Source organism: Novosphingobium sp. BL-A-41-Hi4A-0G, assembly GCF_055521735.1.
On sequence record NZ_CM145501.1, the window covers coordinates 1,650,646 to 1,668,480 of the forward strand.

The 17,835-nt window shown below is 63.0% G+C and carries 12 protein-coding genes; 5 read left to right on the forward strand and 7 right to left on the reverse strand.

All coding sequences use genetic code 11. From position 1 onward, the window contains the following. Positions 1-66: 66 nt before the first annotated feature. From ACZ1JX_RS08020 to ACZ1JX_RS08030, 3 genes are all read right to left on the reverse strand, one after another. Positions 67-1,260, reverse strand: coding sequence for an LLM class flavin-dependent oxidoreductase (locus tag ACZ1JX_RS08020; RefSeq protein WP_465126219.1), 1,194 nt, complete (start codon positions 1,258-1,260; stop codon positions 67-69). 94 nt (positions 1,261-1,354) lie between these two features. Continuing rightward, positions 1,355-3,748 (reverse strand): TonB-dependent receptor, encoded by a 2,394-nt coding sequence (locus ACZ1JX_RS08025; protein WP_465126220.1) that lies wholly within the window; start codon positions 3,746-3,748, stop codon positions 1,355-1,357. A gap of 399 nt (positions 3,749-4,147) precedes the next feature. Continuing rightward, positions 4,148-4,801 (reverse strand): TetR/AcrR family transcriptional regulator, encoded by a 654-nt coding sequence (locus tag ACZ1JX_RS08030; protein ID WP_054121314.1) that lies wholly within the window; start codon positions 4,799-4,801, stop codon positions 4,148-4,150. 240 nt (positions 4,802-5,041) lie between these two features. Here ACZ1JX_RS08030 and ACZ1JX_RS08035 point away from each other — a divergent pair, with 240 nt between their 5' ends. From ACZ1JX_RS08035 to ACZ1JX_RS08050, 4 genes are read left to right on the forward strand one after another with little or no spacing between them, the layout of a single operon-like run. Beyond that, positions 5,042-5,788: an SDR family NAD(P)-dependent oxidoreductase gene (locus ACZ1JX_RS08035; RefSeq protein WP_054121315.1), complete on the forward strand. Its 747-nt coding sequence runs from the start codon at positions 5,042-5,044 to the stop codon at positions 5,786-5,788. 25 nt (positions 5,789-5,813) lie between these two features. Continuing rightward, entirely contained in the window at positions 5,814-6,785 is a 972-nt protein-coding gene (locus ACZ1JX_RS08040; protein WP_465126221.1) for a DUF7064 domain-containing protein, read from the forward strand. 24 nt (positions 6,786-6,809) lie between these two features. Then, complete coding sequence (locus ACZ1JX_RS08045; protein WP_465126222.1) at positions 6,810-8,027, forward strand: phosphotransferase family protein; 1,218 nt, start codon at positions 6,810-6,812, stop codon at positions 8,025-8,027. Further along, positions 8,024-8,527 (forward strand): hypothetical protein, encoded by a 504-nt coding sequence (locus ACZ1JX_RS08050; protein ID WP_054121318.1) that lies wholly within the window; start codon positions 8,024-8,026, stop codon positions 8,525-8,527. Before ACZ1JX_RS08045 ends, ACZ1JX_RS08050 begins: the two co-directional genes overlap by 4 nt. Here the strand turns inward: ACZ1JX_RS08050 and ACZ1JX_RS08055 are convergent. The 4 genes from ACZ1JX_RS08055 to ACZ1JX_RS08070 form a co-directional block, all read right to left on the reverse strand. Next, complete coding sequence (locus ACZ1JX_RS08055) at positions 8,524-9,381, reverse strand: aldo/keto reductase (protein ID WP_465126223.1); 858 nt, start codon at positions 9,379-9,381, stop codon at positions 8,524-8,526. The genes ACZ1JX_RS08050 and ACZ1JX_RS08055 overlap by 4 nt on opposite strands. 5 nt (positions 9,382-9,386) lie before the next feature. Beyond that, complete coding sequence (locus ACZ1JX_RS08060) at positions 9,387-10,799, reverse strand: aldehyde dehydrogenase family protein (RefSeq protein WP_231624928.1); 1,413 nt, start codon at positions 10,797-10,799, stop codon at positions 9,387-9,389. Beyond that, on the reverse strand, positions 10,796-12,862 hold the full coding sequence (locus ACZ1JX_RS08065; RefSeq protein ID WP_054121321.1) for a PQQ-dependent dehydrogenase, methanol/ethanol family: 2,067 nt from the start codon (positions 12,860-12,862) through the stop codon (positions 10,796-10,798). The genes ACZ1JX_RS08060 and ACZ1JX_RS08065 overlap by 4 nt, the downstream gene beginning before the upstream one ends. A 78-nt stretch (positions 12,863-12,940) precedes the next feature. Beyond that, entirely contained in the window at positions 12,941-15,538 is a 2,598-nt protein-coding gene (locus ACZ1JX_RS08070; protein ID WP_197274294.1) for a TonB-dependent receptor, read from the reverse strand. Between the two features lie 356 nt (positions 15,539-15,894). Between ACZ1JX_RS08070 and ACZ1JX_RS08075 the strand changes: the two genes are divergently transcribed. Next, complete coding sequence (locus tag ACZ1JX_RS08075; protein ID WP_465126224.1) at positions 15,895-17,835, forward strand: flavin-containing monooxygenase; 1,941 nt, start codon at positions 15,895-15,897, stop codon at positions 17,833-17,835.

The following is a 17,835-nucleotide window of genomic DNA, read 5'->3' on the forward strand; positions in this document are numbered from 1 at the left end:
GCGTCCCGCTCGTGCTGCGAAGACGCGGGCAGAGCCACCGGCTCGGCCCGCGTCCTTCATGAGGGTTCAGGCTTTCGGAGGCAGCGCCGCGATCAGCTCGGGCGCAATGTCCTTCTTGCCGTGTTCGTCGATATGGCGCTGGATGCGCTCCTGGATCGCGGCACCGATCTGCCCGGCCAGTTCCGGCCGGTTGGCGCGGCATTCGGCTTCCGAAACAGCGCGGTTGTCGATCATGTCATCGACCTGCGGGATCACGAAGCGGGCAAACATCTCGTAAGACCGCTTGGTCTCGGCCCAGTCTGCCCAGTTGTGCGCAAACAGCACCAGCGTGCCGAAGCCGCCCGATTGTGCCTGAAGCCGTTTGATCTGCGCCACCGCATCATCCGGTGTGCCGATAACGGCCATGTGCGAGCTCATCAGCGCATCAATCACATCGCCGCCGCCGGGAACGATCGGCAAGGCCGCCACATTGCGAAGATAGTCGGCCCAGCCCTCGACGCCGAACTCGACTTCCTTGCGGGCCTGCTCGCGCGTCGGTGCGATATGCATCGGCGCGACGAGGCGCCAGTTCTTGCGATCCACCGTCTGGCCGCTGGCCTTGGCCACGTCCTCGGCAATGTTCCAGTTGGCCGAGAGCGCATCGAACGCGCCGCCGGAGGTGGCACCGAAAGAAAGCATGCCGATCCCGTTGCGCCCCGCCGCGCGCGAACCGGTGGGAGACACCGTGCTTGCCGCGATCATCTCGATCCCGGGCCGCGAATAGGGGGTCATGTGGATGCGCGCGTTATCAAGCGTGAACCAGTCGGTCTTGGCCGTCACCGTCTCACCGCGCAGCAGGCGGACGAGCACGTCAATGCCTTCGTCCATCATGTCGCGCTGCTTGGAAACTGGAATGCCCATCATCTTGGCATCGGACGCCAGCGAACCGGGCCCCATGCCGAGCATGACGCGGCCGCGGGTCATGTGATCGAGCTGGCTGTAGCGTTCGGCGATCATCAGCGGATGATGATAGGGTACCGAGGTCACCGCCGAACCCAGCTTGATGCGCTTGGTGCGCTCAGCCGCTGCCGCGATCATGATTTCCGGGCTGGCGATCAGCTCCCAGCCGGCCGAATGGTGCTCGCCGTACCACAGCTCGTCGAAACCGAGGTAATCGAGGTGCTCCGCAAGCTCGAGATCGCGCTGCAACGTCAGCGTCGGGTTTTCGTTCAGGGGATGGTGAGGACCGCAAAAAGCGCCAAAGCGAAGCTTGCCAGACATCCGTGTTCTCCAGACTAGTAGTCGTTTGACTGTGCCCCGTGACGTCCGGGGTGCTGTGAACCGGGCGGATGAGGGAACCCGCCCGGCCCTGACTTCAGAACTTGTAGCGCAGTTCAGCCATGAAGGTGCGCGGTGCGCCCGGAACCACGGTGTTGAACTGGAACAGCTCGCCAGTGGCGATACCGCCCACGTAGTAGACCCGGTTGAAGGCGTTCTTGAGGTTGGCCGCCAGCGACCAGCCCGCCTTGTTGTCCGCCAAGCCGAGGCGGAAGTTCACCAGCGTATACCCCTTAATGTTGGCGCCAGGGCTGCGGTTGCCGGTCGATGCGAACCAGAACAGCGACTGCGCATAGAGGTCTGACCGCAGGCTGAGATCAATCGAATCGCGAACCGGGACGGTGACTTCACCGAATGCCGAACCCGACCATTCCGGCGTATCGGGATAAGTGCCGAAAGGAACCGGAGTGCCGCCGCCAATCGAGACCAGATTGTCGGTGAACCGCGCATTGGTGTAGTTGAGCGAGCCGCCAAGGTTCAGCCACGAAGCCGGCCGGATGGAACCATCGAATTCAAAACCGGTGATCTTCGAGAAGGGTACGTTGACGGTCACGGCGGCAGGGGTCGAACCCAGCAGCGTGTAGGCCACGCGCTGCCCGTCCTTGATCCAGTTCTGGTATCCGGCCAGATTGAACTGGACCGGAACACCGCCCATCTGCCCGCGATACTTGATGCCGATTTCCGCGTCGGTCAGGGTTTCGAGCCCATATTCGTTGCCGCCCGTTGAACCGAGGCCGGGCTTGGGGTTCTGGATCCCGTTGTAGCCACCGTTCTTGTAGCTGCGACGCGAGGCGAGATAGACCAGCAGGTTCGGATTGACCTGATACTGGAGACCCAGCGTCCAGCTGAGGTTGCCGAAGGACTTGCGCTGATTGAAATCAAAGGTCGCACGGACTGCGGGGGGCTCGTTGTAGGCCGTGTCCGCCGGGAGCGTGTCGAACTTGATCTTCTCATGCGTGTAGCGCGCACCGATCGTGATACCGAGACCTTCGAGACCGGTCGCCTCGCTGAGATCATAGGTGCCCTGCGCATAGCCCGCAATCATGTCGCGCGTGGTCAGCTTGTTGTAGTTCGTCCGCGACGTGAGCGGGGGGAACTGCAGCAGCAGGCTGGTCGTGACGTTCTCGTTGGTTTCATGGCTGAGGAAGCCGCCGATCACGTAGTCGAGGTTTCCGTCGAACGCCTTGCCGACCAGCTGAAGCTCCTCGGAATACTGGCGCGTGTTGTCGTTCTTGCCGCCATCGCCGTTGTCATCGATGCCGAACGGCGTGCCGTCGATGTCGCCCCGGATGCCGTTCTGGAGATAGGTATAGCCGAAGATGTTGCGGATCTTGGTGTCCGGCCCGACCTCGAACGAGGTGATGTTGGAGATGATGATGTTGCGGCCGCGATACTCCGCCGGGCCATCCGATTCGATCTGATACGGACCGCGCGCCTTCTGGGTCGCCAGATAGGACGCAAGACCGCCGGGATCGAGCTTCGGGTTGGCCGCAGCATAGGCGGCAGCGCAGTTGTTCGTCGTGTCGTTGCAACCAGCGGCACCGCCGGTGAAGGCATTGATCAGGAAATTGTACTGCGCCTGATTGCCGAAATTGGTCAGCGCAATCAGCGGGATGAGCCCGGTCGGCTCAAGGCTGTCGATCAATCCGCTCAGGCTGTTGCCGCCCGAATGCAGGTAGTCGACCACGAGTTCGTTCTTGATGGTATCCGAAAGCTTGAAGGTCAGGCTGCCGCGCAGGCCATAGCGATCGACATTGCCGGCGCGCGTGTTGTTGAACAGGTTGCGCTGATAGCCATCGCGCTTTTCATAGAAGCCGGCCACGCGGGCCAGCACATTCTCGCCCGCCAGCGGCACGTTGAGCGCGCCTTCGAGCTGGTAGGACTTGTAGTTGCCAACGCGTCCGCTGAAGTACCCGCCGAAGTTCTCGTCCGGCTTGACCGACGTGAACAGAACAGCGCCGCCGGTCGAATTGCGGCCGAACAGCGTGCCTTGCGGCCCCTTGAGCACCTGCACCGACTGCAGATCGTAGAACGCCGAGGAACCGCCGCCGACACCATCGAGCTGGATTTCGTTGAAATAGGGCAGAACGCCGGGGCGCGTATCGCTGAAGGCATCAAGCGACTGGCCGCGCAGGGCGTAGTTCAGCTGGTTGGAATTGTAGCCCGCGCGGATGATCAGACCGGGGCTGGCCGCCTGCAAATCCGCCTCGGTCACGATGGCCCGCTTGGCAAGGGCATCGCCGCTGACCACCGAGATGGCCACCGGCGTGCGCTCGAGAGCTTCGGCGCGGCGCTGCGCGGTGACGATGATCTCGCCTGCAGGATCGCTGGCAGCAGCCCCGTCCTGCGCAGCCTGTGCATGTGCGGCAGTTGCATTGGCGAGGGCCAGTGCAGTCAATGCGGATGCAATGCCAATCTTGTGCTTGGTCATGGAAATCCCCTTCCCTTGTATGTCTTGGATTTTGCCTTTGCGCCGTTGCCCGCCGGACATGGCCGGCCTGGCAAGGACGTCGGGGATCTCTTCCGCCCGAACGGTTTTTGGTGAACCAGTTCACTGAATATGGTCCAATCACCATTCTGTCAACACACTAGTTGAAAAACTATCGCAAATGCCGGCGAAAGGCTGGAATTGAGCCAGCCCTCGGCGAGCCCCGTCAGGTGCTTGGCCGGAACAATTGGTGCGGTGCGCTGTGGACAGCGAGTCGGGCAGGGAAAGCGCGCTGCTATCCAGCCTAGCGATCCGGTCAGGATGCGCCTGCCGACCGCCCTCAGGCCCCGCCCCACACGCCGTGGAGGGAGCTAAAAAATCATCAAAAACAAATACTTGATGTCAGTAAGGCGACTCAAGACCCGACAGGATCATTTCCGCATAGATCTTGCCGATCTCCTGCGCGCTCGATTCGCTCTTATCGGGCCTGAACCAGCGATGGGTCCAACCAAGCACTCCGAAAATGCCATAGGCGACAACACGTGGAGATCCGATGTTGCGAAAGCTCTTGTCGGCATAACCTTCTTCGATGATCGAGATCACAGCCTCAGTCGTCTCGCGGTTCATCTCGCGCATTTCTCGCGACCAGGCGGCGCGTGATTGTTCGACATGGCTCAGATTCTCACGGATGTAGATGTAAAACATCGGATATTTTTCGCCGTAAGACGTCATGATCGCCATGATGAACTCCCTCAGCTTTCGCCTTGGGGTCATGTTGCTTTCGCATATGGATTTGGTGATTTTAAGATTTTCTTCAACTACCGATCGAACCACTTCGTCAAATAGGGCTTCTTTTGACGGGACATAGTAATAGAGCGATGCCCTATCGACCCCCATCTCATCAGCTACGGCCTTGAGTGTGGCACGCTGCAAGCCAACCCGGTTGAATACGCGGACTGCTGCCTGCGCAATTTCAATCCTGCGCTCCGCGTAGGCCTTGCTTGAATCCTCGCTGGCAGCAAGGCGCCGTGAGCCAATCCCGCTGATTTTCTTCAAAGATGCCTGCCCTCTTGAGAATGGATCGATGGCGGCTTTTTGGCCCCACCTGCCCCTCAACACCACGAACCACGCCCACCTACAAGTCGGATTTTATCAACGCCAACGTTGCCAAGCTAGTTTTTTCGTCGTAGTCAACAAAGGCGTAGATTCCAGGACTCCGGTTTAAAGCTCGTGGCAAAGGTTCGCGCCGCCAACGCAACGCATGCGAGGTCCGGCATACAAGTTGGGAGAGAACAGGTGAGCAGATTGTCCGGCAAGGTCGCCATCATCACGGGTGCGTCGCAAGGCATGGGCGAAGCGCATGCCAAGGCCTTCGTGGCCGAAGGCGCCAGCGTGATCCTCACCGACATCAATGCGGCGGCGGGCGAGGCGCTGGCTGAGGCGCTGGGCAGCAAGGCCCTGTTCGTGAAGCACGATGTCGCTAGCGAAGCCGGCTGGGCCGAAGTCGTCGCCGCCGGAGAAGCCCGCTTCGGCCCGGTCACCGTGCTGGTCAACAATGCCGGAATCATTGGTCCGATCGCCAAGGCCGCAGATCTTTCGGAAGCCGATTTCGCCCATGTCTGCGCAGTCAACCAGACCGGCGTGTTTCTTGGCATGCGCGCCGTCCTGCCTTCGATGATTGCTGCGGGCGGCGGCTCGATTGTGAACATCTCGTCGATCTCGGGCATGCTGGCCAATCTTGGCACGCCCAACCTCGCCTATGCCGGCAGCAAGTTTGCGGTGCGCGGCATGACCAAGCAGGTCGCGGTGGAATATGGCGGCCAGAACATTCGCGCCAATTCGGTCCACCCGGGATACGTCAAAACCCCGATGATGGTGGCCGCAACCGACGAGGATGGCGGTGGCGCAGCGGCGGCGATCCCGCTCGGCCGCTTTGCCGAACCCTCGGAAATCTCGCCGCTGGTGGTGTTCCTGGCCTCGGACGAATCATGGTTCATCACCGGCACCGAACACGTCATCGATGGCGGCATGATCGCGTGCTGAGCCGGTTGGCTTCGGAGGCCCTGAGATGATCACGGCACAGGATTTCGCGTTCCATCCCCGCGACCCGGCGGATGAGCATTGGACCGAGACGCTGTTCCTGATTTTCTCGGTGCCCGAAGCGGGGATCAGCGGCAATCTCTACAACCTCGCCCGCCCCAATCTCGGCGTGTGCCACAGCTCGATCGAAATCCACAAAGGGCTCAGCCTGCACCCCTGGCAGATCGAGCACAACGATGCGCAGATGCACTTGCCCTGCCCCGAGCGGTTCGACAATTTCACGCTCGCCAATGGCCTCTCGTTTCAGGCCCACAGCGCACGCGATTGCGCTTTCCAGTACCAGTCGCTCGATGGCAACTGCGCGCTCGACATCACCTACAGGGCGGTGTGCGATCCGTTCGATCCGCATGATCCGGCGGAAAACCCGCTGATCGCATCGTCCAAACTCGCCGGTTATGACGGGTGGAACACCGGCCATATGGAAAGCAAGGGCTGCGTTACCGGCACGCTTTCGCTTCATGGCCGCGAGTACGAAGTCGATTGTACCGAGGGCATGAACAAGAGCTGGGGCCCGCGCAAGGACTGGGGCAGCAAGGGTGGCACCTGGGTCCATGTCAACCTCGGCCCCGATCTCGGCGCGTTCCTCGTCCTCGGTCTGGAGTTCGAGAACAAGGAGGTCGTCTACGGCCCCTTCAAGTTCGGCTACGTGGTGGTCGATGGAGAGCGCCGCCCGCTCGTGCGGGCCGCCATGCGCGCGCAGCGGTTCGACATGCTTGTCACCCGCGCCGTGGTCGAGTTCGAGGACGAGCGCGGCAATTGCTGGGAGGCGGTGGGAACCACCGTTGCGGCGGCGCCGTGGTACAACTTCAACCCTTCGAGCGCTGCCTTCCAGACCCTGATGCGCTGGGAAAGCGGCACCCGCGTCGGACACAGCCATATCGCCGATTTCGCCGGCCTCGCGCACCTTTCGCGCGGCATGGCCGACAGGCACGACACCTGAAGCGCAGGACGACGGACCAAAGCCATGACCGACGACTCCATCCGGCAGCATCCCAGCGATCAGTTCATCGAAGCGATCCGCGCGCGGTTTCCCACCGAGCGCGAAGTGGACGCCGTGCTTACGCGCAAGATGCGCCGCCGCAATGGTCCGGGATTTCAGGCAGTCGCACTGGAAACGCTTGCGGAGGGCACGGAGCGCCTGATCACCAATCAGGTGGGGTATCCTGTCCGCATCGCCGATGCGCGCTGGCTCTCGGGCGGCGCATCGAAGTTGCAGATGCTGTTCAACCTGCACTGGCGCGGCGAGAACGCCGATGGTCAGGCGCACGTTGCCACCCCGATGGTGCTGCGCATGGAACCGGCAGCGTCGGTCACCGAATCAAGCCGCCGCCGCGAGTTCGAAGTGATCCGCGCGGTCGAAGGCACTGTGCCCGTCCCCCATGCCTACTGGATGGACCCGGATGCGCAGTTCTTGCCTTATCCGGCGATGATCTATGGCTTTGCCGCCGGCTCGGCCAAGCCTTCGCACGATGCCGGCAAGGTCACCGGGCTGGGCCAGAACTATGGGCCGGAGCTGCGGGCCAAGCTGGCACCGCAGTTCATCGATTACCTCGCCCGCATCCACAATCTGCCCATCGGCGCACCGCCAATGCTGGCCAGCTTCGACCGGCCTGAGGTGGGCTCTAACGCTTCGGTCATCCGGCAGGTCAATGCGGCGCGGCGAATCTGGGAAGAAGACCGGATCGAGGAAGAGCCGGTCATGGCGGTGGTCTACAAGTGGCTCATCCGCAACGCCCCGCCGATCGATCATGTCTCCATCGTCCATGCCGACTATCGCAGCGGCAATTTCCTGTTCGATGAGGCAAAGGGCGAAATCACCGCATGGCTCGATTGGGAAGGCGCGGTGGTGGGCGACCGGCATCAGGACCTGACTTACGCCGCCCTGCCGATCTTCCAGCACTACGCCGAGGATGGCGAGACGATCCTGGTCTCTGGCATGATGCCGGAGGCCGAGCTCTATGCGGCCTATGAACAGGCTTCGGGCCTGCCAGTCGATCCGGCGCGCATCCGCTATTTCGGCGTGTTCAACCGCTACCTCGTCTCGGTGCTGCTGCTGGCGGCCTCGACGCGCGCGGCACGCGGCGCGGCTACCCATCAGGATGTGCTGCTCAACCATGTTGCCGGAATGGGCTACCTCGCCCTCTCCGATCTGCTCGGCTATTTCCGGAGTGCGTCGGCATGAACCAGGATTTCGAAACCCAGCTGCAGGTTGTCCAGCGCGCGCTGCGCGAGGTTGTCCTCCCGGCGCTGGCGGGCGCGGACAAGCATGTGATCGAACAGCTCCACCTCTCGCTCGCAGCCATCGGTTTCATGCAGCAGCGCCTGCCGCTGGCGCGCAGCTACTATCGCGGCACGCTCCAGCGCTATCTGGCCATGGCAGGTGCGGTGTCCGATCTGCTTGGCACCAGCGCGAAGGGCCTCGCGGACGAGGCTGCGCACAGCAAAGCGGTGCTGGATGATCCCGCCGCCGCGGATGCCGATCTGCGCGCCGCGACCGCAGCCTTGCGGGCCGGGATTGCGGCACTGGTTGAAGCCGCGAAGGATACGCCGCAGGAAAGCGCCCTCGATGCGCTGGTTCTGGAGCACAGCGAGGCGATCCTGCTGGGGGACCGCTCGTGGTGCATCCCGCTGGGCTTTGAACTGCGGCCCGAGGATCTGCCCAAGGCGGATTGGCAGCCCTAGGCGAAGTGCTTTACCGCGAAAGTAAGCGGATCGGGGCCGGTGCGACCTTCCGGGCTGTCCAGCGTCGCAATCGCGGCAAGGTCGCCCTCATCGAGATCGAACGCCAGCGAAGCCATGTTATCGGCCAGATGCTGCGCTGACGTTGCCTTGGGAATGGCGGATGCGCCGGATTGGGTGAGCCAGCGCAGCACGACTTGCGAGGGCGTGCGGGCGTGCTTGGCGGCAATCTGCGCCAGCACCGGCTCGCCTAGCAGGGGGACGCCGCCCGTCCCGCCGCCGCCAAACGGCGACCATGCCTGCGAGATGATGCCATGTTCGCCGTGGAAGGCATGGAGCGCCCGCTGCTGGAAACGCGGGTGCATCTCGATCTGGTTGACCGCCGGTGCGATCCCGGTTTCCGCGATCAGCCGCCCAAGATGCGCCGCCGTGAAGTTGGAGACACCAATCGAGCGGACCAAGCCCTCATCCCGCAAGGCGATCAGCGCGCGCCATGTTTCGACATAGAGATCGTCCATCGGCAGCGGCCAATGGATCAGGTAGAGGTCGACGTGATCGAGCCCCAGCCGCTGCAAGCTGCCTGCGAGCGCGGCACGCGGCTTCTCGCGGCCATGTTCGGTGTTCCAGAGCTTGGTGGTGACGAACACTTCGTCCCGCGCCAAGCCTGATTGGCGCAGCCCTTCGCCCACCTGCTGCTCGTTGCCATAGACGGCAGCACTGTCGAACAGGCGATATCCGGCATCCGCCGCACTGGCGAGCACCGCTGCCGTTTCCGCTTCCGAACCGAACCGCATGAGGCCCAGCCCCAATTGCGGCATGCGGTGGCCATCGTTGAGGATCACATCCGGGCTCATCATGGCCCCTAGACCCTCGCCGCCTTGGCGTAGTTCATGACCTTCGCCTGCGTGAACTCCAGCAGGCCGTGCATGCCCATCTCGACCCCGACGCCCGACATCTTGGCCCCGGCAAACGGCGTGTCCGGCCCGATATCGCCATGCTTGTTGATCCACACCGAACCGGAATCGAGCCGCGCCGCAACCGCACCGGCGCGCGCCGGGTCCGCCGACCATACCGAATTGCCGAGGCCGAAGCTGGTGTTGTTGGCTCGCGCCACGACATCGTCGATATCGGCAAAGCGCAGGACCGGCAGCACCGGGCCGAACTGCTCTTCGGCAACAAGGCGCGCGTCATCGGAAATATCGCGCACGATGGTCGGATTGATGAAGTACCCCTCACCCTCCGGACTATCACCACCGGCGATGATCGTGCCCTCAGCGCGCGTCTCCTCGATCAGGGCCGTCAGTTTTTCGAACTGCACACGGTTCTGCACCGGGCCGAGCTGGGTACCCTGCTGCGATCCGGGGCCAATGACAGCCGCCTTCGCGATCTCGGCCAGCTTGGCGCAGACCGCATCATACTGGCTTTCGTGCACGTAGAGCCGCTTGAGCGCGATGCAGACCTGACCGTTGTTGACGAACGCTGCATCGAACAGTTGCTGGGAAACAACCTCAGGATCGCAATCATCGAGGACAATGCCGGAATCGTTGCCGCCCAGTTCCAGCGTCATGCGCTTGAGCGAGGCGGAACCGGCCGCCATGACCTTGCTGCCCGTGGTGGTCGAGCCGGTAAAGCTGACTTTGCGTACAAGCGGATGGCCGGTCAGCGCATCGCCCAGATCGTTGTTGTCGGTGACGACATTGACCACGCCCGCCGGCACTAGATCCTTCCACAGCGCCGCGATTTCCAGCGTGGCGAGCGGGGTAGTGGCCGCTGGCTTCACGACCACGGTGTTGCCGGTCAAGAGCGCCGCACCGACCTTATTCACCGCGGTGAGGACCGGGAAGTTCCAAGGCACGATGGCGGCAACCACGCCGAGCGGGCGGCGGTGCAGCTCGATGAGGCGGGCTTCGCTGTCCTCAATCACTTCGACCGGGATGGTCTGCCCGGCATAGTAGCGTAGGAAGTAGGCTGCCCCGCCCACTTCTGCCTGTGCATCGGGGATCGGCTTGCCCTGCTCGCTGGTGAGCGTGCGGGCGAGCGATTCCAGGTTGGCTTCGATCACTTCGGCCATTTTTATCAGCAACGCGCTGCGTTCTTCGGCGGTGGTCTGCGACCATGCCGGGAACGCGGCAGCCGCCGCCGTCACCGCATCCTCGAAGTCCTCGCGTGAACCGCTGGCGCAGCTGGAGAAGATCTGGCCGGTTGCAGGATCAACCACGTTCAGTGTGCGGTTTCCGGCGACGAGTTTGCCGCCGATCAGCATTTGCAGGCTCACTGGTCCGGCTCCTTCGCCAGCAACCGCGCACGATCAGCAACATAGGCCCGCACGGACTCGATATCCTCGGGCGTCATCCATTTGGCGAAGCCGACCATGCCGTTTTCCTTGAGCGCCCCGTCATGGACGACCGCCTGCCACGTCGCCTTGTCGCCCAGCACGCCAGAGCGGCGCAGATCGGGCAGCACGCCCGAGGAGCGCACGCCGCCGCCATGGCAGACCGAACAGGTGTTGCCGTAAAGCTCGGCGCCCCTCGCCACCGTTTCAGGCGTCCATTCATTCTGGACAATGACCGGGGGAGCCTGCAGCGCGCGCTCGATCTTGTACGAGGCTTTGCCGCCTAGCGCGAAGACCAGCAGGCGGCCATTGGGTCGGGGGCCCTGCAGCTCTGCAAACGCAGTCGGCAGGCCATATCCGCCGCCATAGCCTGCCATCACAGCCACATACTGAACACCCTTCACCGAATAGGTGATCGGCGGGGCAATGATGCCGATGCCTGCGTCATAGGACCATAGTTCCTTGCCGCTGGTCGCTGCATAGGCAACCAGCTTGCCCTTGGCATTGCCCGCGAAGACAAGCCCGCCCGCACTGGTCAGCACACCGCCGTTGCCGGGGCCGCCAAGATCGACGCGCCAGGCCTCTTTCTGCTCCACAGGGTTCCAAGCGATGAGATAACCGCGCAGCGTGGCGCGGATCGCCTTCAGCGCCGCCTTGTCATCGGGCAGCGAGTTGATCGCGAGATTGACGCCGAGGTTCCAGCCGCCGGGGCGCGCCACGAAGGGCTTGTCGCTGACATAGGCGAGCGGCACTTCCTGCGCCGGAATATAGGCGAGGCCTGCCTGCGGGTTATAGGCCATCGGCTGCCAGTTGTGCGCACCGTGGCCCGAAGGCGTGGCGACGAACACGCCCTTTTCGTAGCGGGCATCGGGGTTCTCAACCGGGCGGCCGGTCGCCATGTCCACGCCGCTGGTCCAGTTGACCGGCACGAAATTCTTGGCGGAAATGAGCTTTCCGTTGCTGCGGTCGATTACGTAGAACAGGCCGTTCTTGGGGGCCTGCATCATGACCTTGCGGTCTGCCCCGCCAATCTTGAGCGTGGCGAGAATGATCGACTGGGTCTGGGTGAAATCCCAGCTTTCGCCCGGAACGCCCTGATAGTGCCACTTGTACTCACCGGTATCGGCATCAAGTGCAACGACCGAAGATACGAACAGATTATCGCCCTTGCCGTTTGAACGAATGCGGCGATCCCACGGCGAGCCATTGCCGACACCAATCAGGATCTGATTGAATTCCTTGTCATAAACAATTGAATCCCAGACAGTACCGCCGCCGCCGAACTTGGACCAGTCACCGTCCCATGTGGCCTGCATCTTCTCGATGATCTTGTCCGAAGCCGCGCCATCGGGGCCGGCCCCCTTGGCGGGCGGCACCGTATAGAACCGCCATGCCATCTTGCCGGTCTGTGCGTCATAGGCACTGACATAGCCGCGCACGCCATATTCAGCGCCGCCATTGCCAATAAGCACGCGCCCCTTCACCACGCGCGGCGCGCCGGTGATCGTGTAGGGCTTGCTCTGATCGACGGTCAGCGTCGACCAGACCAGCTTGCCGGTCTTGGCATCGAGCGCGATCAATCGGCCATCGAGCGTGCCGACATAGACCTTGCCGTCGTACAGCGCTGCGCCACGATTGACGACATCGCAGCAGGCCTTGAACCCGGTCTCGCCCGGCACCTTGGGATCATATTCCCACAGGAGCTTCCCGCTCACTGCATCGAGCGCATAGACCTTGGACCACGCGGTTGTCGTGTAGATGACCCCGTCCGCCACCAGCGGCGTAGCCTCGAGCCCGCGCGCAGTATCGAATTCGTGGCTCCAGGCGAGGCCGAGGTTGCCGACCGTGCTGGCATCGATCGCCGTCAGCGGGCTGAAGCGCTGCTCTTCGGCGGTCCCGCCGTAGGTTCGCCAATCGCCCACCGATACCGACGTGACGGGATCGGCGATGGCCTGCGCGCAGCCCGCGAGCAAAACCGAAAGAACAACCGGATGAAACGTGCGCATGAATGCAGCCTATGTGCGGATGGGAAACGCTGAAAAAATGAGGGCACCTGCGCCGCAGATGCCCTCTTGGTCATGTCATCAGAACTTGGCGCCAACCTCGATGCCGAACTGGCGCGGTGCCGCGCGGATCCGGTAATCGCTGCCGTAGCTGCCCTCGACGTTGATTGCGTTGGGGTAGTAGAGCTTGTTGGTCAGGTTCTTCACGTAGCCGGCAATGCTGAAGTGCTGCGTGGTGTAGGAGATGCGGCCGTTGATCAGCCAGTACGGGGCCTGGCCTTCGCCCAGCGGGCCGCGCGCCGAATTGACCGAGCTGCCCTGCGGCCCGACATAGTCATACGAACCGAACACGTCGTAGTAGAAGCGGCCGGTGTAGCTGGTATCGGCGTGCAGCGTCAGCGTGCCGGCATCGGTCTTCACGGCATCCCAGTCCAGCCCGACGTTGCCGGAAACCTTGCTGGCATAGGGGAACGGATTCCCGCCCACGTCGATCTTGCCGCCGCCGGTCGAAATGCAGTTGCCGACCTGAGGGGGCGTGCCGCTGATCGGGGCCGCCGGGCAGGCGCCATTGTCGAACTTGCTGTCGAGCACGCCAAGACCCGCGTTCAGACGGATGTTGTCGGTGACGGCAACGATGAGTTCGGCATCCAGACCGGTCAGCTTCCCGTCGAGATTGATCAGGAAGGTCACCGAGCTCGGATCGAGCAGCTGCTGCTGCTGCGCCTTGTACTTGTAGTGGAACGCGGAGAGGTTGAACTGCACGCGGTTGTCGAAGAAGCGGCTCTTCAGGCCGACTTCGAAGGCATCGACCTTTTCGGGCTGCACGAAGTAGACCTGCGCGGCGGACTGGAACGCGAGGCCATTGTAGGTGCCGCCGCGATAACCGCGGCTGTAGCTGGCATAGACCAGCATGTTGTCGGCCGGCTTCCAGTCGATGATCGCGCGACCAGTCAGCGCGTTCGATGCGTCGCGGCGGTTGAGCGGCTTGATGCTCTTGTCGAGCGCCGGATTGTCACCGATGAAGTACTTCGACAGCACGCCGCCGGGCGCATAGTCGGACACGGTGTAGAGACGCGGCGCGCCGGTGTCGTCGTAGAACGTGGTGAGCGCATCGAGGTAGGCGAACTTGTCCTTGGTGTAGCGGAGACCGGCGGTGATCTTGACCGTGTCGGTCAGCTCGTAGCTGGCCTCACCGTAGATCGCGTAGGACTTGCGCTCCTGGGTGTAGTTCTGGGTGGCCTTGAGCGCGGTCGCCATGCCAGCCTCGCGGCCAAGTCCGGCGGGGTTGAAGTAGGTCTTGGGGTTGCCGATCGCGGCGTTCACGTCGCTGAGGAAGCCATAGAAGTCGGGCGTGTTGTTGGTGACGATCTTGTCCCAGCCGTAATAGACGCCCGCGATCGCCTTGAACCGGCCGCTCGCATAATCGAGGCGCAGATCCTGGTTGAAGCTGCGCGAGGTCGAAGCATAGCCGATCGAGCACACGTTATAGGGCGTGCCGTCGCAATCGATGCGGGGCAGCAGGCCATTGCGGGTCCGGTCGAAGCCGGTGATCGAGGTCAGGTTGAGCTTGTCGCCCAGTTCGAACTTGGCATTGAGCACGGCGCCGAAGGTCTTGGTCTCGGCCGTACCGATCGAGTTGCCCTCGATCTCGCGATCGGTCAGGCCGCGGCCCTTGGCGCTATAGGCGGGCGGCAGGAAATCGGTGAGGTCCTTGCCATTGCCGAACAGCTGGCTGGCGAGCGGCGTATAAAAGAAGCCGAACGCCGAATCTGCAAGGCTGATCGTGTCATTGGTGAGCGAGGGGCCATGGTTCTGCGGCGAATCCTGCCCGCCGACCGACTGCGCCACATAGGCCTTGAGGTTGAGATCGATCGTCTCGGTAGGCTTGAAGCGGATCTGCCCGCGAACGCCGAACGATTCATGTCCGCCCGGCGAGATGCCGGCGTTCTTGTCGCCAAACGCGACGTTGTCGGGAACGTTCGGGTTGGACTTGATCAGGCCGACCGGCTGCACGTTGCGCACGAACGGATCGGAATCGACATAGCTGCCGGCGATACGAATGCCGAGCTTGTCTTCGACCGGGGTCACTTCGATGGCGCCCTGCGCGCTGACGCGGTTGAACGAGCCGTAGCCCAGCGTGATCGCGCCGTTTGCACCCTGCAGCTTGGGCTTACGGGTGATGAAGTTGATCGCGCCGCCGGTGGTGTTGCGGCCATAGAGCGTACCCTGCGGGCCGCGCACGACTTCCAGCTGCTCCAGATCGAACAGCTGCTGGCCGTGGCTGGCGCGGAACGACTGGTACACTTCGTCGACATAGATGCCGACCGGCGATGCTGCGTTGGAGTTGTACTCGGTGCCGACGCCGATGCCGCGAACCGTGAAGTTCGGCTGCGTTTCACCATAGGCCGAGCTGACCTGCAGGTTCGGGATCGAGTTGTTGAGGTCCGTCGTCGAGAACACGCCCTGCTTGGTGAGCTGCGCCGCATTCACCGCGGTGATCGCCACCGGCACGTTCTGCAGGTTTTCGCTGCGCTTGGTTGCCGTCACGATGATTTCGCCAAGGCCCTCGGTGGGCGCGGCCTGCTCAGCCGGGGGGGCCGCCTGAGCGTGCGCGGTCGCGGCGAGCGACAGGACGCTGGCCGAAACGAGCGCAGCACGAAGAATGGTAGGTCTCGACATGGACATCTCTCCCCTTGGCGTTGGCACGACTTTGCAGCCGGCATTGAGTCGCCTCTCATTGATCAACACATCCGTAGATTACGGTGACGGGCCTCGTCAACAGTAGTGTAAAATTTTTCGGCTGCACCTACCGACATGGTTGCATCAGAGGGGAATTACCCTCATTTTTTCATATATTTGATCTGTTTTCCCGAGTCTTCCGGCTGCCACCCCCTGCCCGAGAAGCCCGCCTTTTCGACCGAACGCGCCTTTCATCAACATAGATGTTGACATTTCCCGCGTGGTTGCGGAGAGAGAGGCCAAGTCAGCTCCGCAACCGGAGCGCGACAGGCAATCACAAGCAGTGGCAGGTAGCTGTGCAGAACACCGAACATCCTGATTGGCTGACCGACGCGCTGGCGGCCGCGAATGTGCCAACCCTGGCCTGCCTGCTGGTGCAGCTGACGGGCGAGCGGCGCTGGATCGAAGGAAAGTTCATCCCCACCCGCACGCGCGGTATGGACGACAATGACAGCGGCGGCCTGCCCGATGATGTGCAGCGCGAAATCCGCGAAGCGGCCCACGCGGCGCTCACCGCGCACTTCGCGGGCGAACCGGCCCGCCTCGCCAATCCCTCCGATGCGCTGCTGGTCGAGCTGATGAGCGTTTCGCTCGGCGAGACGATCCCCGCCTCCTACGCGGCCATGATCCGCGCCGATCTCGATCTGCCTGCAGCCGATGGCGCCGAGATTGCCAAGGCGCCCGTTCCGGAAGGCTTCCGCGCACTGATCATCGGCGCGGGCATTTCGGGCCTGTGCGCCGCGATCCAGCTGGCCGAGGCAGGCATTCCCTATACCATCGTCGAGCGCCACGACCGGCCCGGCGGCGTCTGGCTCGAAAACCGCTACCCCGGTGCGGCCTGCGACGTGCCGAGCCACCTCTATTCGTTCTCGTTCGCGCCTTACGACTGGTCGCGCTACTTCGCCGGCAGCCGCGAGATTCACGCCTATCTCGAAAAGGTCGCGCGCGATCACGATATCCTGCGGCATATCCGCTTCGGCGTGGAAGTCACCGAAGCGCGCTTCGACGAGGGTGCGGGCGAATGGACCGCGCTTGTCTCCAACGAGGCGGGCGAGCCCGAAACCTTGCGTGCCGCGATCCTGATCAGCGGTGTCGGCGCGTTCAACAAGCCGCGCCTCCCCAATATTCCGGGGCTGGACACCTTCAAGGGCCCCAGCTTCCACACCGCAACTTATCCCGACGAAGGCGTGCCGCTCGAAGGACGCAACGTGGTCCTGATCGGCAACGGGGCGAGCGCGATGCAGGTCGCTCCCGCGATTGCGGACACGGTTGCCTCGCTCACCATCGTGCAGCGCACCCCGCAATGGGCCGCGCCCTTCCCCAAGTTCGGCAAGAGCATTCCAGAGCCGCTGCGCCGCCTGCTCGATGCCGTGCCGCTCTACCGGCGCTGGTATCGCATCCGCCTGAGCTGGGCGTTCAACGACAAGCTCTACGAAGCCTTGCAGCAAGACCCGTCGTGGGAGGGTCATGGCCGTTCGATCAATCCGATCAACGATGCCCACCGCAAGGGGCTTGAAGCCTATATCACCGTCGAACTCGGCACCGCCACCGATCTGCTGCCGCAAGTGCTGCCGGACTACCCGCCCTTCGGCAAGCGCATGCTGCTCGACAACGGCTGGTTCCGCACCCTGGCGAAGGACAATGTCACGCTCGTCACCGGCTCGGTCGTCGAGGCCCTGCCGGACGGGGTCCGCACGCAGGACGGCGCCGTGCACAAGGCGGATGTGCTGATCTGGGCGACGGGCTTCGATGTGGTCAACCTGCTCGCGCCGATGAAGGTCGTCGGCACAGGCGGGCGCGAACTGCACAAGGACTGGAAGGGCGACGATGCGCGCGCCTATCTCGGCACCGTCGTCCCCGGATATCCCAACTTCTTCTGCCTTTATGGGCCCAACACCCAGTTTGGCCACGGCGGCAGTCTGATCACCGTGCTCGAGCGTCAGATGCACTATGTGATGTCGCTCATTCGCCAGATGCTCAGCGAAGGCGCCACGCAGGTCGAAGTGCGCGAGGAGGTGCACGACGCCTACAACGTGAAGGTCGATGCGACGCACGCCGGGATGGTGTGGACTTATCCGGGCGTCGAAACCTACTACAAGAACTCGAAAGGCCGGGTCGTCGTCAACAACCCGTTCCGGATCATCGACTTCTGGTCCATGACCGAGGCCGCCGACCTTGGCGAATACCGCCTCGGCAAGGCCAAAGCAGCCCTGCCCGCAGCAACAGGGGCGGCCTGA

Excerpts from the sequence above, each read along its gene's own strand:
- ACZ1JX_RS08065 (WP_054121321.1), bottom strand. The coding sequence starts at position 12,862 with ATGCGCACGTTTCATCCGGTTGTTCTTTCGGTTTTGCTCGCGGGCTGC.
- ACZ1JX_RS08020 (WP_465126219.1), bottom strand. The coding sequence starts at position 1,260 with ATGTCTGGCAAGCTTCGCTTTGGCGCTTTTTGCGGTCCTCACCATCCC.
- ACZ1JX_RS08025 (WP_465126220.1), bottom strand. The coding sequence starts at position 3,748 with ATGACCAAGCACAAGATTGGCATTGCATCCGCATTGACTGCACTGGCC.
- ACZ1JX_RS08070 (WP_197274294.1), bottom strand. The coding sequence starts at position 15,538 with ATGTCGAGACCTACCATTCTTCGTGCTGCGCTCGTTTCGGCCAGCGTC.
- ACZ1JX_RS08045 (WP_465126222.1), top strand. The coding sequence starts at position 6,810 with ATGACCGACGACTCCATCCGGCAGCATCCCAGCGATCAGTTCATCGAA.
- ACZ1JX_RS08050 (WP_054121318.1), top strand. The coding sequence starts at position 8,024 with ATGAACCAGGATTTCGAAACCCAGCTGCAGGTTGTCCAGCGCGCGCTG.
- ACZ1JX_RS08055 (WP_465126223.1), bottom strand. The coding sequence starts at position 9,381 with ATGATGAGCCCGGATGTGATCCTCAACGATGGCCACCGCATGCCGCAA.
- ACZ1JX_RS08040 (WP_465126221.1), top strand. The coding sequence starts at position 5,814 with ATGATCACGGCACAGGATTTCGCGTTCCATCCCCGCGACCCGGCGGAT.